Here is a 12,805-nt window from a genome sequence, read left to right as displayed (position 1 = left end):
ACAAGCGCGCTGCGATGACGACGACGCCGGAGAGTGTCCCGGCGCGCTGACCGATGTCTGAGTCCGAAGCCCCGGGGCGGGTGCCCCGGGGCTTCGGCTTGTGGTCACTCGCCCCACGTCCGCGAGGAGACCACCTGTGAACACCGCCGCCGACCACCCTCAGGACCACGACCACCGCAGACTCGGCCGTGAACTCGGCCTGTTCGGCACCGATCCGCTGATCGGGGCGGGACTGCCGTACTGGCTGCCGGACGGGGCCGCCGTGCGGCACGCCCTGGAGGAGTACGTCCGCGACGCCGAGCGGCGCGCGGGCTACCGGCACGTGTACTCACCCGTGCTCGGCAAGCGGGAGTTGTACGAGATCTCGGGGCACTGGTCGCACTACAGCGACGACATGTTCCCGCCGATGGAGCTGGGCGGCGAGCAGGTGGTGCTGCGGCCGAGCCTGTGTCCGCACCACGCGCTGATGTACCGCTCCCGCACCCGCAGCTACCGCGAACTGCCACTGCGCATGGCCGAGACCGGCGGCATGTACCGCGCCGAACTCTCCGGTGTGCTGGGTGGGTTGACCCGTGTTCGCGCCATCCACCTCAACGACGCGCACGTCTTCTGCACCCTGGACCAGGTCGCCGACGAGGCACGGGCCGCGTTGGGGATGATCCGTCGGGCGTACGAGGCGCTCGGGATCCGGCCCGCCCGTTTCCGGCTCTCCCTTCCGGGGCCCGGCGGCAAGTACGTCGCCGATCCCGAGAAGTGGCGGCGGTCCACCGCCCTGCTCACCGAGGTGCTGGACAGCTCCGGGCTGTCCTATGAGGCCGCCGAGGGCGAGGCCGCGTTCTACGGTCCGAAGATCGACGTGCAGGTCGTGGACGCGGCGGGCCGCGAGTCCACCCTCTCCACCGTTCAGGTCGACTTCCACCAGCCCGAGCGGTTCGATCTGCGCTACATCGGCGCGGACGGCGCCGGACACCGCCCGGTGATGGTCCACCGCAGCATCATCGGCAGCGTGGAGAGAGCGGTCGCGCACCTCGTCGAAGAGCACGGCGGGGCGTTCCCCGCCTGGCTCGCACCCGTCCAGCTGGCGGTACTGCCGGTGTCCGAGACCCAACTTCCGGGCGCCGAGCGCCTGTTGCGCAGGTGCGCGGACACCGGTCTGCGGGCCGAGCTCGCCGGGCCCGAGCTCGGCAGCCTGGGTGCGCGCGTGCGAGCCGCGCGTCTCGTGCCCTACCAGGCCGTCATCGGCGCGCAGGAGGATGCCGAGGGCCTGGTGGCGTTGCGGCTGCGCGACGGGCGGCGCCTCGACCCGATGCCGGGCGCCGACGCCCTGGCCCGCATCGACGCCCTCGTCGGGGCGCACCGCACCGAGCTGTGGGACACCGAGTAGCGCTTCGAAGGCAGGGCGGCCGGCTCTCAGAGCGCGCCTATGAGCAGGGTCAGACCCATGACCGTCATCGTCGCGGCGATCAGGAAGTCCAGTGCGCGCCAGGAGGCGGGGCGCGCGAAGAAGCCGCTGAGCAGCCGCGCGCCGTAACCGAGCGCGGCGAACCAGCAGACGCTGCCGAGCATCGCGCCCGCCCCGAAGGCCCAGCGCAGCGCGTCGTGGCCGGCGGCGACGGAGCCGAGGAGGAGGACGGTGTCGAGGTAGACGTGCGGGTTGAGCCAGGTCATGGCCAGGCAGGCGAGCAGTGCGCCGCGCCGTGACCCGGCCGTCGCGCCCGTCGCCGTCATGGCGGTGGGGCGCAGGGCGCGGCGTGCGGCGAGCACGGCGTACGAGAGGAGGAAGCCTCCGCCTATGAGGCCGACGAGGGTCAGCGCGGGCGGCCAGGCCGTGACCACCGTGCCGACACCGGCCACGCCCGCCGCGATGAGCACCATGTCGGAGAGCGCGCAGATGGCGACCACGCTGAGCACCGACTGGCGTCGGATGCCCTGGCGCAGGACGAAGGCGTTCTGTGAGCCGATGGCGACGATGAGCGAGAGTCCGGTGCCGAATCCGGCAGCGGCGGCGGTCAGTGCTGTTCCCATGACTTCGACGTTAAGGATCTTCGATGGCCTAAGTACAGGTAATGATTCTGATGTAGCTTAAGCAATCATGAAGTCATCGCTGTCCGAGCTGCCCCTCGAACACGTGCGGACCCTTCTCGCCGTCGTCGACGAGGGCACCTTCGACGCCGCGGCGGCCGCGCTGCATGTCACGCCCCCGGCGGTCAGCCAGCGCGTGAAGGCGCTGGAGCGCCGGACCGGCCGCGTCCTGCTGATGCGGACGAAGCCGGTGCGGCCCACCGAGTCGGGGCAGGTCGTGGTGCGCTTCGCCCGGCAGCTGGCCCGCCTGGAGCGCGACGCGCGCGCCGAGCTCGGCATCAGCGACACGGGAGAGGCCGCCGTGCTGCCGGTCGCGGTGAACGCCGACTCCCTCGCCACGTGGTTCCTGTCCGCACTGGCCCGGATCCCGGACGAGCTGAGCACCTGTTTCGAGCTGCGCCGCGAGGACGAGGACCATACGACGTCGTTGCTGCGCGAGGGCTCGGTGATGGCGGCGGTCACGTCGTCGCCGGACGCGGTGTCGGGCTGTACGGTGCGGCGGCTGGGCCGGATGCGGTACCTGCCGGTGGCCTCGCCCGGTTTCGTGGCGCGGCGGCTCGGGGACTGGCCGCGCGTGCCGCTGGGGGCCGTCCTCGCGGACGCGCCCGTGATCTTCTTCGACCGCCGGGACTCCCTGCAGGACGACTTCGCGCGCAAGGTGACGGGAGGGCGTGGCGCGAGCCGTCTGCGGCACTACGTCCCCTCGTCGCGCGGTTTCGTCGAGGCGATCGAGGCAGGTCTGGGGTGGGGTGTGGTGCCGCAGGCGCAGGCCGAGCCGCTGCTGCGCGCGGGCACGCTGGTCCTGCTCGATGCCGACCGGGTGGTGGACGTACCGCTGTTCTGGCAGCAGTGGAAGCTGGACTCTCCCGCGCTGGCCGCGATGGCGGACGCGGTGGTGGCCGCGGCCGGGACGGCGCTCGATCAGTGACATGGGGCGAACAGAACGTGCGGCGCCCGTGAGTCCTGTCTAGCGTCACTCGCATGAACACTGATCCGCAGAGTTACGAGCTTCTGCTGGTGCCCGAGTTCACCGAGGGCGACGGAACGGCGGAGGGCGGCACCGCCGGGGCGCTGCGTTCGGCGCTCGTGGTGGCCACCGGCAAGACCGGCGCCTCCGGCTGCCCGCGGTACGTGGGCGACGGCATGGAGGCCGACATCGACCCGGAGACCCGGGCCGTCGAAGCGGTGCTCGTCGACGGGGCCGAACTGGATTACGGCCTTTCGGTACGGGTCGCCCCGGCGGGGTGACAAAAAGAACCGCCGCGTAAAAGTGTCACCGGCGTCAAGGTATGCGGAAAGCCGCAATGCAAATCATGCACTCTGGCTTGAACGCATCGCTTTTTCTCGGGACCACAGGCCGAGCGGGTACGGTCGTCGCAAAACCTCGTACCGACCACGTGGGGAGCTGGTCATGCGACCGGGCGAGCGGATCGGGGGCCTCGTTCAGTCCCTCTCGGAACATCTCGTCACCAACGTAGAGCAACGCGATCTGGAGGGCGCGCGCAGCGATTTCCTCCTGAACGGATTCACGAAATTACCCTTCTTGGTGCCCGACCGAGTCAAATCGGCGGTCGCCGAGGAAATAGAAGATCTCGTCGCCGAACATGGCGTGCGGCGTAAAATGAGCTTCAAGGAAACCGGCGGCACGCCACGGCTGATGCGCAATGTGCGCCACAAGGAAATCAGCGAACACGGGACGGTGATCCCGCGGTTGTACGCGTCCACGGAGCTGCTCGACGCCTTGACGCGGGTCGCCGGTGAGCCGGTGCTCCCCTGCCCCTACGAGCCGGAGCGGTACGTGATCACCGAGCTGGAGCAGTCCGGTGACACGCACGGGTGGCACTGGGACGACTACAGCTTCGCGCTCGTTTGGGTGGTCGCCTGTCCGCCCGCCGAGTACGGCGGATTCGTGCAGTGCGTGCCCCGCACGTACTGGAACAAGCAGGATCCGCAGCTGCACCGCCAGTTCATCTCGCAGCCCATCCACTCCTTCGAACTGCGGCCCGGCGACCTGTACTTGATGCGGACCGACACCACCCTGCACCGCGTCTACCCGCTCACCGGCGGGCGGCGCCTCATCATCAACATGGGCTACGCCTCCCGCGCCGACCTGCACAAGCCGATCAGCCACGAGACCATGGACGGGCTCTGGAACGGCTCCCGCGAGGACCAGACTGGGCGGATGGACCACACAGATCAGGCGGAGCAGACCGTATGACCCCAGTGGAGGGGGCCACGGCGGCGACGCCCGGGCCCCCTCGACTGGTCCGTCAGTTGGGCACTTCGGGGCTCGTCGCGCACTACGTCACCTCCGTGATGGGCGCGGGCGTCCTGCTGATCCCCGCCCTCGCCTGGGCGGAGGCAGGACCGTTGTCCCTCGTGGCGTGGGGAGTGCTGATCCTCTACAGCTGTCCCTTCGCACTCGTCTTCGCGAAGATGTCCGTGCGGCATCCCACGAGCAAGGGCGTCGCGCAGTTCGTGGAAGCGGCGTTCGGCGCGCGTGCGGGCAGGATCGCGGCCGTCTTCCTGCTTCTCACCCTGCTCGCGGGCAATCCCGTGCTGGGGCTCGCGGCCGGCCGCTACCTGCTCGCGGCCATCGATCCCGCCGCCTCCAACCGGGCCTCGCTCCTCGCGGGCGCCGCCGTGATCGTGTTCTGCGTCGCGCTCAACCTGTGGGGAATCAGGGTGAGTACACGCGCGCAGATGGTGGTGCTCGGTTCCGTGGTGCTGCTGCTCGCCGTCGTCATCTGCCTGGCCCTGCCCCAAGGGGACTACGAACGCCTCACCCCGTTCGCCCCGCACGGCTGGGGTTCCCTCGGCAGTACGTTGCTCATCTGCTTCTTCGGGTTCATCGGCTGGGAGAACGCGGCCCCGGTCGCCGAAGAGGTGAAGGATCCCGAACGCACCTTTCCCAAAGGGATTCTCTACGCCGTCAGCGGTGTGGGGCTCCTGTATTTCGCCATGGCGTTCACCGTCTCCGTGGCCCTGCCCGAGGCGTCCGCGGGCCAGTCCGACCTGACGGCGTTCGTACGCCTCCTTCAGGTGGCCACGGGCACCGGACTCGAGAGCACCGGGTATCTCGTCGCGGGCGTCCTGCTGCTGCTCACCACCAACGCCTGGTGCCTCGGCACCTCCCGCGTCGTCTTCGCACTCGCCCGGGACGGCCTGCTTCCGGCCCGGCTCAGCCGCCTCTCCCGGCAGGGCAGGGTCCCGGCGCGCGCCGTCCTCGCGCTCCTGCCCGGCTACGCCGTGTCGGTGCTGCTGCTCCTGGCCACCGACTCCAGCGAGACAACCCTGATCAAGGCCTCCTCGGCCACCTACCTGCTCATCTTCCTCATGGCCTTCCTCGCCGCCGCCCGCCTCCTCCCCCGGGGCGGCGCCGCCCGCCTGAACCTGCTGCTCATCGCGACGACCGTCGCGATGCTGCCGTTCTTCGGCGTCAGCGTCGTCATCGCGCTCGCGATGCTGCTCCTCTCCGTCATCGCCGAACGCCGACTGCGGAAGCACGTCCCCTCGTCCACCGACACAGGAGTACTCACGTGACCGCGCGACACATCCTGCGGATACAGGACCTCTCAGCCAAGGAAATGTGCTCCCTGCTCGACCTCGCCGAAGCGATGAAACGCGGCGACGACTCCCGCGCCCACCTGGCAGGCCGCTGCATAGGCCTGCTCTTCAACGTGCCGTCCACCAGGACCCGTGTCTCGTTCCAGGTCGCCGCCTCCCAACTCGGCGCCGACAGCTACCCGTACGGGGTGGAGGAACTGCGGCTCGCCAACCGCGAGTCGATCGAGGACACCATCGGCGTGCTCAACCGCTACCTCGACGCCCTCGTGGTCCGCTGGTACGACATGAACGACTACGGCGCCGGACACCGCAGGCTGCGCGCGATGGCCGAACAGGCCACGATCCCCGTCATCAACGCGCTGGACGACGAGGAGCACCCCTGCCAGGTCCTCGCCGACCTCATGACACTGCGCGAACTGTACGGCGCGGAGGTTCCGTCCCGACGGATCGTGTACGCCTGGTCCTACTCCCCGCGGCAGAAGACCCCCGGCGTCCTGCACTCCTCCATGATGGCCGCGGCTCTCCTCGGCCACCGCGTCACCGTCGCCCACCCGCCCGGCTTCGCCCCCGAGGAGCGCGTGACCCGCGCCGCCCGTGACATCGCCGCCCGCACCGGCGCGCGCGTCGACCTCACCGAGGACCTGGAGGACGCCGTCCGGGACTGCGCCGCCGTCTACACCCTCAGCTGGAAGTCCCCCACCCTCGCCGGGCAGGAGGAGATCCAGGCGCGGACGCGGCTCGCGGACCGGTGGCGGATCACCGAACCGCTGATGCGACTGGCCGGCGACGACGCGGTGTTCCTCGACTGCATGCCCACCAACCGGGGCGAGGAGGTCGACGCCGACGTCAAGGACGGACCGCGGTCGCGGATCTTCCAGCAGGCGGAGAACCGCCTGCACACCCAGAAGGCCCTGCTCACCCAGCTGTTCGACGGCACACTCACGGGTGGCGGGCGATGAGGGCGGGGCGGTCCGGCGCCCGGGTGGCGCTGGTCACCGGGGGCGGTGGAGGCATCGGCAGCGCCGTCGCGCGACGGCTCGCCGACGAGGGCGCGGCCGTCGCGGTCGTGGACCGGGACGACGCGGCGGAGACCGTGGCCCGTGGCATCCGCGCCGACGGCGGGCACGCCGAGGCGTTCCTGTGCGACGTCTCCGACGAGGAGGAGGTACTTGCCCTCGTGAAGGAGGTCGTGGGCAGGCTCGGCGGCATCACCGACGTGTGCTGCGTGGCGGGGAGCATCAGGCGCGGCACGGTGCAGGACCTGTCCCTGGAGGACTGGCACCGGTCGTTCGCGGACAACGTGGACTCGGTGTTCCTCGTGTGCCGTGCGGTGCTTCCGCTGATGGAGCGTGCGGGGCACGGCAGCATCGTCACGGTGGCCTCCGGGTGGGGGCTGCGCGCCGGGGAGAAGGCGGCCGCGTACTGCACGGCGAAGGCCGGTGTGGTGATGCTGACGCAGGCGATGGCGCTGGACCACAGTCCGGCGGGCATCCGGGTCAACTGCGTCGCCCCGGGCGACACGCGCACGCCGATGCTGGCCCGCGAGGCACGGCAGCTGGGCCAGTCCGACGCGGAGTTCCTCGCCGAGGCCGCGGACCGGCCGCTCGGCCGGATCGGGACGCCCGAGGACATCGCGGCCGCGGTCGCGTTCCTCGCGGGCCCCGACGCCGACTTCGTCACGGGAAGCGTGCTCTCCGTCGACGGCGGGGGAAGCATCTGACGCGGCCCCTCAGCGGGCGCCGTCGGGGGCGGGGTCCGCATCGGGGGCCGCCGCTCCCGTGAAGTATTCGAGCGTGCCGGTGAGGTCGAGGAGCCGCTCCAGGTTCGGGGGCCGGTCGTCCAGGTGCAGCCGCGTCCCGGTCTCCGCGGTGCGGCGCCCGACCATCAGCAGGATGGACAGGCCCATGGAGTCGACGTTGGCGACGCCCGCGCAGTGCAGGTGCATGTCCTGGAGTCCGGGCCGGGCGGCGAGTTGCTCGGTGACCTCGGCGAGGAGGTACTCGGCGTTGTCGTAGTCGAGGTCGCCGGTGATCTCTATGCGGACGGTGTCCGCGGTGCCCGCGGTGGCCAGGCGGAGGGCGGGGGGCAGTGTGGTCATACGGGCGGTCCAGGCGCGGTGGGGTGATCGGTGGTGAGGGCTTCGAGGCCGCGTCGGAGGATGCGGGTCGCCCGTGGGAAGTCTTTCAGCTCGTGCAGGAAGAGGTCGAGGGCCGGGGGGAGGGAGCCCGCGGGCACCCCTCGGGCCTCCAGGATCCGGGCGGTCCAGGAGACGAACCAGCTGAAGAGGGCCTCGTCCCCGAGGTAGAGGGCGGTGGCGAGGAACTCGACGATGTGCGCGAGGTCCTCCGCCGTGCGTTCGCGCTGCGTTTCGTCGTAGCCGCGCATCGCGGGAAACGCGTCCTCCAGGGCGCCGAAGACGGCGCGCACCAGGGCGTCGCCACTGCGGGTGACCAGCGTGTATTCCTGGTCGGCCAGGTGCGGCAGGTCGTCCATCTGCTGGTGGTCGGTCTGCGGGCGCGGGAGTCGGCCCGCGGCGAGGCGGTCGGCGGCGGTCGGGGCGTCGGGCGCCCAGGCGTCGGCTCCGAGGAGGCGGGCGTAGCGGCCGCCGGGTCCGAACGCGGCACCGCCGACCAGGACGGGGACACCGACGGCCTGGCATGCGGTGATCGCCGCGTGTGCGGTGGGGAGCCTGGTGGCGATCGAACCGGACAGCGCGACGGCGTCGGCTCGGGTGGTGTGCAGGTGGGAGATGAGGTGCGGTACGGGGACCTGTGCGCCCAGGTAGTCGACGCGCCAGCCGCGCAGTTTGAGCACTTCGGCGAGGAGCCGGGCGGGCAGGGCGTGCCATTCGCCGTCGACGCACGCGACCGTGATGCGGCCTCTGTCGGCGGTTCTTCGGGCGGCGGGGTGGAGGGCCAGGGCCGCGACGGCGCGTTCGTTGATGGCGGTGGCGGCGTGCTCCTGGGCGACGCTGAGGCGGTTCGCGGCCCATTCCTCGCCGACTCTGCTCTGCACGGCGGCGATCACGTCGACGAGAACGGACTCCGGGTCGGCGCCGTGGTCCAGCGCGCGCAGAAGGAGGTCGGTGGCCGCGCGCTCGTCGCCGACCGACACGGCTGCCCACAACCCGTCGGCGAGTTCCGAGGGCGGTGCCGCGGTCCGGGGGCGGGGCGGGGTACTGGTACTCATGCGGTGCGCCTGCCCAGAGTGCGCCCGTTCATCGCGCTCAGGTGGTGAGCGCGGGGTGCGGAAATGGCGACGACGGCCATGTCGTCGTGGCGACGGTTCCCGAGCCACTGGGAGGCCAGCATGTGGACATGGTCCACGATGCCCTCCGAGGGCATTCCGGCACATCCGGCCAGGGCGCGCTTGAGGCGCCCCTCGCCGAACTGCGCGTCGCCCATCGGACCGCCCTGGGCCTCGGTGATGCCGTCGGTGTAGAGGATGCACGTCTCCCCCGGCGCGAGCGTGACCGCCGTGGTGCGGGCGGGAACGTTCGGCATGGCTCCGACCAGGGTGCCGCGGGTGTCGGCCTCCTCGACCGTGCCGTTCGCGCGGATGATCAGCGGGGGCGGGTGGCCAGCGCTGGTCAGCCGCAGGTGCACCTCGTCGTCCCTGCGGACGGCGGAGGCCAGGACCAGCGTGGCGAAGCGGGTGTGGTGGGAGTTGAGCAACGCGGTGTTGAGGAGGGTGAGCATCCGCTGGTGGTCGTCCGCCATCGGCAGCAGAGCGTGGAGGGTGTTGCGGATCTTGCCGGTGAGAACGGCTGCCTCAAGGCCCTTTCCGCAGACGTCGCCCAGCGTCACGAGTGAGGGCTCACCCTCGACGGCGGCCGGGTGCACGTCGTAGAAGTCCCCGCCGATGCGCTCGTGGTCGGCCGAGGGGCGGTAACGGCCGGCGAAGTCCACTCCGGAGATCTGTTCCAGGGCCGGGGGCAGCAGTTCCCGCATGAGCACTTCGGTGATGGCCGTCTGCTCCGCGTAGAGCCGGGCGGCCGACATGGCGGCGCCGGACCGTGCGGCGAAGAGGCGGGCGAAGACCTCCTCCTTCTCGGTGAAGCCGACACCGCCTTCCTTGCGCAGCAGGACCAGGGCGCCGGCCGGAACGCCGTGGCCGGGCAGCGGGGTGATCACTATGGCGCCGATGGGGCCGAAGCCTTCGGGGATCATCCACTCCGGCGCGGCCGACGGGTCGATCCACCGGGAGGGCACCGGCGGGAAGCCGCGCAGGGCCTCGCCGAGGCCGGGGACCTCATCGGGGTCGACCGCCTGTTCCGACGTGGTGGGGGTGCCGCCGCGCAGGCAGGTCACCACGGGCAGGCGGTGGCCGCGTGCCGGTGCGATGGCGAGCGCCGCGTCGGCGAGGTTCTCGGCGGCCATCTGCGCGGTGACGTCCATGCAGCGCCCGAGGTTGAGGGAGGAGAGCAGCGTGCTGGACGCCTTGGCCAGGAAGGCGGTCCGCTCTCTCTCCATGTGCAGGGCTTCTCGGGCGAGCTGCTGGTCCGTCTGGTCGACGAGCCACCAGGCGACGGTGCCGTCGTCCCGCACGCTGGGGTGCGCTTCGAAACGGCGTCCTTCGATCGCTCCGGAGAGCGGGGCGTCCGATTCCTGTGCGGCTCGGGGTCCTGGCAGGCGTGTCGCTTCGTGGGCGGCGGACAGCCAGGTCGGGACCACGGCGTCGAGGCGCGCCCCGGGACGGGCGGCGGGCAGCAGCGCCTGCGCGGCGGCGTTGCACTGCGCGAGGAAGCCCGTCGCGTCGGCGACCAGAACCGGGTAGGGGGCTCCGCTCCACGGGAAGTCGGGTCCCGTGAGGGCGGCGGTCTGCATGTGGGGGGAGACCAAATATCGAGGACCCGCTGGGCGAGTCCCTCACCTCACCAACTCAGAGGGAAAATGTTGCCTTGCGGCAACGATCCCGCACGGGGCGCCCTCCTGGCAACCCGCTCATCCGGTGAGAAGTGCGACAGGGCGTTCGAAGAACGTCTCCAGGGAGACCGTGGCCTGCGTGCCGCTGACGCCGTCGATCGCGTAGAGGCGACGCAGTACGTCCTGGAGTTGTTCGGTCGTCGACGTGCGGACCTTCAACAGGACCGATGCGCTGCCCGCGATGACGTGGGCCTCCTGTATCTCCGCGATGGCCGCGAACGCGTCGGCGGAATCGCCCATCCACGCCGTGGATTCGACCATCACGAAGGCCAGCACCCCGCGGTCGAGGGCCGCCGGGTCGACCTCGACGGTCGTGCGCCGGATGACTCCGCGCTCGCGGAGTTTGCGCACGCGCTCGTGGGCGGCGCCCGCGGAGAGACCGGCTCCCTTGCCGAGCGCGGCGTACGAGATGGTCGCGTCCTCTTGAAGGAGCGCGATCAGCCGACGGTCGATGTCATCCACGGTCACCATGGCGCAACCATACAGCGTTCTGACATAGTCACGATCAACCGAACATCATTCGGCCTGGGACCGCGAAGGGGTATTCATGTCCGGCAATGACAGCACTTCCCTGTACGAGATCCTGGACGAGCGGTTCCGTACCGGGCGCTGCGCGAACGGCGACGACCGACTGGAGCGGCTGTACGGGGGTTGCCGGTGGGCCGAGGGGCCTCTCTACCTCCCCGCCTGGCGTCAGCTCGTCTGGAGCGACATCCCCAACGACCGGCTGCTGCGGTGGGACGAGTCGACGGGCGCGGTCTCCGTCTTCCGCTCCCCCGCCGGGCACGTCAACGGCAACACCCTCGACCGGGAGGGCCGCCTCATCAGCTGCGAGCAGGGCAACCGGCGGGTGACGCGCACGGAACCGGACGGCAGGATCACGGTGCTCGCCGAGCGGTACGAGGGAAAGCGGCTGAACAGCCCCAACGACGCGGTTGTCCGCTCGGACGGATCGGTGTGGTTCTCGGACCCGGACTTCGGGATCACCAGCGACTACGAGGGACACCGCGCCGAGCCCGAGATCGACGGCCTCAACGTGTACCGGATCGACCCGTCGACGGGCGAGGTGCGTCTGGTGGCGGACGGTTTCGGGGCGCCGAACGGACTCGTCTTCTCGCCCGACGAGCGGCAGTTGTACGTGTCCGACACGCGCGGCGGCTGCATCCGGGTCTTCGACGTGCGCGAGGACGGCACGCTCTCCGACGGGAAGGTGTTCGCCGAGGCGAAGGACGACGTCAGCCGGTTCGACAACATCCGCTTCGACGACGGCGGCCGCTTGTGGGCCGCCGCCATCGTGGGAGGGGTGCACTGCTACGACCCCGACGGCACCCTCATCGGGCGGCTGCGGGTGCCGGAGCCCGTCTCCAACATCACGTTCGGCGGCCCGAAGAACAACCGGCTCTTCATCACCGCGACCAGCTCGCTGTACTCGCTGGTCATGGCTGTCACCGGGCTGCCGCGCGTGCGTCGTTGAGGTCGAGCGTCAGAAGCGGACGTCGGAGCAGGCGTAGAAGGCGTTGCCGGTGTCCGCGATGGTCCAGACGCCGAGGATGATGTGTTGGCCGGTCTTCTGGGGAAGGACGCCGGCGTGGGTGACCGTGGAGCCGGGCTGACGGCCGCCGAAGGGCACCGCGAGGAACGGTTGCGGGTCCAGGTCGGCCCTGGTCAGCGGCTTGGTCGGGTCCCAGCCGTCCTTGGTGATGTAGTAGCGGAAGTCGGTCGTGGCGTGGCGGGCGGTGATGCGCCAGACGAAGGTGTGGCTCTGACCCGCGGTGAGCTTCGTGGTGGGCCACTTGCCGCCGCGCGGATCGTCCAGTTCGGAGAAGCGTCCGATGCCGCCCGAGCAGATGTGGCCGTCGCCGGGCCCGCGCGCGGGGAAGCCCTTGGGGCCCTCCACGCTCGGCGGCTCCCACTGGATCTGCCCGCAGTTGCGGACGGTGCCGTTGCCGCACAGTTGCTGGCGGCTGACGGGCGAGTCGGTGTAGCCGTGGGCCTGGGCGCTGCCGCTGGTGGCCAGCATGGCCGATCCCGCGAGGCCGAGGCCCAGGAGTAACGAGGTGAGCTTCTTGCGCATGAGGTGCTCCCGTGGTCCGAGAGGATGCGGTGGGGTCACACGTCCGACGCGGTCTAGACCAAGTTCGAGGCTAGTCCGGCGAGTTGAGCATGTCCATACCAATGAAGCCCCGACGGGCGGAGCCCCGGCCGACGACCCGTGGGCTCCTTCCGCCGGG

General features: G+C 70.8%; 14 protein-coding genes. 8 read left to right on the top strand and 6 right to left on the bottom strand.

The window, feature by feature from the left end; genetic code table 11:
- Positions 1-136: 136 nt before the first annotated feature.
- Complete coding sequence (gene thrS, locus DEJ47_RS35950) at positions 137-1,384, top strand: threonine--tRNA ligase (RefSeq protein WP_150175294.1); 1,248 nt, start codon at positions 137-139, stop codon at positions 1,382-1,384.
- A gap of 26 nt (positions 1,385-1,410) precedes the next feature.
- On the opposite strand, the gene DEJ47_RS35945 is transcribed toward thrS, so the two are convergent.
- Positions 1,411-2,025, bottom strand: a complete 615-nt coding sequence (locus DEJ47_RS35945) for a LysE/ArgO family amino acid transporter (protein WP_150175293.1) — start codon at positions 2,023-2,025, stop codon at positions 1,411-1,413.
- A gap of 67 nt (positions 2,026-2,092) precedes the next feature.
- Between DEJ47_RS35945 and DEJ47_RS35940 the strand changes: the two genes are divergently transcribed.
- From DEJ47_RS35940 to DEJ47_RS35915, 6 genes are all read left to right on the top strand, one after another.
- Positions 2,093-3,010: a LysR family transcriptional regulator ArgP gene (locus DEJ47_RS35940; protein WP_150175292.1), complete on the top strand. Its 918-nt coding sequence runs from the start codon at positions 2,093-2,095 to the stop codon at positions 3,008-3,010.
- A gap of 53 nt (positions 3,011-3,063) precedes the next feature.
- Positions 3,064-3,330 carry a hypothetical protein gene (locus DEJ47_RS35935; protein ID WP_150175291.1) on the top strand — a complete coding sequence of 89 codons (267 nt, stop codon included), beginning with the start codon at positions 3,064-3,066 and terminating at the stop codon, positions 3,328-3,330.
- A 163-nt stretch (positions 3,331-3,493) separates the two neighbouring features.
- The gene (locus DEJ47_RS35930; protein WP_150175290.1) at positions 3,494-4,300 is read left to right on the top strand and encodes a hypothetical protein; all 807 of its coding nucleotides are present in this window, start codon (positions 3,494-3,496) and stop codon (positions 4,298-4,300) included.
- Positions 4,297-5,625 carry an APC family permease gene (locus tag DEJ47_RS35925; RefSeq protein WP_150175289.1) on the top strand — a complete coding sequence of 443 codons (1,329 nt, stop codon included), beginning with the start codon at positions 4,297-4,299 and terminating at the stop codon, positions 5,623-5,625. The genes DEJ47_RS35930 and DEJ47_RS35925 overlap by 4 nt, the downstream gene beginning before the upstream one ends.
- On the top strand, positions 5,622-6,608 hold the full coding sequence (locus tag DEJ47_RS35920; protein ID WP_150175288.1) for an ornithine carbamoyltransferase: 987 nt from the start codon (positions 5,622-5,624) through the stop codon (positions 6,606-6,608). Before DEJ47_RS35925 ends, DEJ47_RS35920 begins: the two co-directional genes overlap by 4 nt.
- Positions 6,605-7,369, top strand: coding sequence for an SDR family NAD(P)-dependent oxidoreductase (locus DEJ47_RS35915; protein ID WP_150175287.1), 765 nt, complete (start codon positions 6,605-6,607; stop codon positions 7,367-7,369). Before DEJ47_RS35920 ends, DEJ47_RS35915 begins: the two co-directional genes overlap by 4 nt.
- Before the next feature lie 9 nt (positions 7,370-7,378).
- Here the strand turns inward: DEJ47_RS35915 and DEJ47_RS35910 are convergent, their stop codons facing one another.
- The 4 genes from DEJ47_RS35910 to DEJ47_RS35895 all read right to left on the bottom strand — a co-directional run bounded on the left by DEJ47_RS35910 (position 7,379) and on the right by DEJ47_RS35895 (position 11,036).
- Positions 7,379-7,747, bottom strand: coding sequence for an STAS domain-containing protein (locus tag DEJ47_RS35910; protein WP_150175286.1), 369 nt, complete (start codon positions 7,745-7,747; stop codon positions 7,379-7,381).
- A complete protein-coding gene (locus tag DEJ47_RS35905) occupies positions 7,744-8,838 on the bottom strand; it encodes a B12-binding domain-containing protein (protein WP_150175285.1) in 1,095 nt (364 codons plus the stop codon). The genes DEJ47_RS35910 and DEJ47_RS35905 overlap by 4 nt, the downstream gene beginning before the upstream one ends.
- Positions 8,835-10,475, bottom strand: coding sequence for a PP2C family protein-serine/threonine phosphatase (locus DEJ47_RS35900; RefSeq protein WP_161237604.1), 1,641 nt, complete (start codon positions 10,473-10,475; stop codon positions 8,835-8,837). The genes DEJ47_RS35905 and DEJ47_RS35900 overlap by 4 nt, the downstream gene beginning before the upstream one ends.
- 117 nt (positions 10,476-10,592) lie before the next feature.
- A complete protein-coding gene (locus DEJ47_RS35895) occupies positions 10,593-11,036 on the bottom strand; it encodes an Lrp/AsnC family transcriptional regulator (RefSeq protein WP_150176113.1) in 444 nt (147 codons plus the stop codon).
- 85 nt (positions 11,037-11,121) lie between these two features.
- Here DEJ47_RS35895 and DEJ47_RS35890 point away from each other — a divergent pair, with 85 nt between their 5' ends.
- Complete coding sequence (locus DEJ47_RS35890; protein ID WP_150175283.1) at positions 11,122-12,048, top strand: SMP-30/gluconolactonase/LRE family protein; 927 nt, start codon at positions 11,122-11,124, stop codon at positions 12,046-12,048.
- A gap of 9 nt (positions 12,049-12,057) precedes the next feature.
- Here the strand turns inward: DEJ47_RS35890 and DEJ47_RS35885 are convergent, their stop codons facing one another.
- Positions 12,058-12,648, bottom strand: a complete 591-nt coding sequence (locus DEJ47_RS35885) for a lytic polysaccharide monooxygenase (RefSeq protein WP_150175282.1) — start codon at positions 12,646-12,648, stop codon at positions 12,058-12,060.
- Positions 12,649-12,805 lie beyond the last annotated feature (157 nt).

The organism is Streptomyces venezuelae, assembly GCF_008642355.1.
GTDB classification, from domain to species: Bacteria; Actinomycetota; Actinomycetes; order Streptomycetales; family Streptomycetaceae; genus Streptomyces; species Streptomyces venezuelae_B.
The sequence above is the reverse complement of the archived record's forward strand: the minus strand, read 5'-3'. Positions and strand labels throughout refer to the sequence as shown.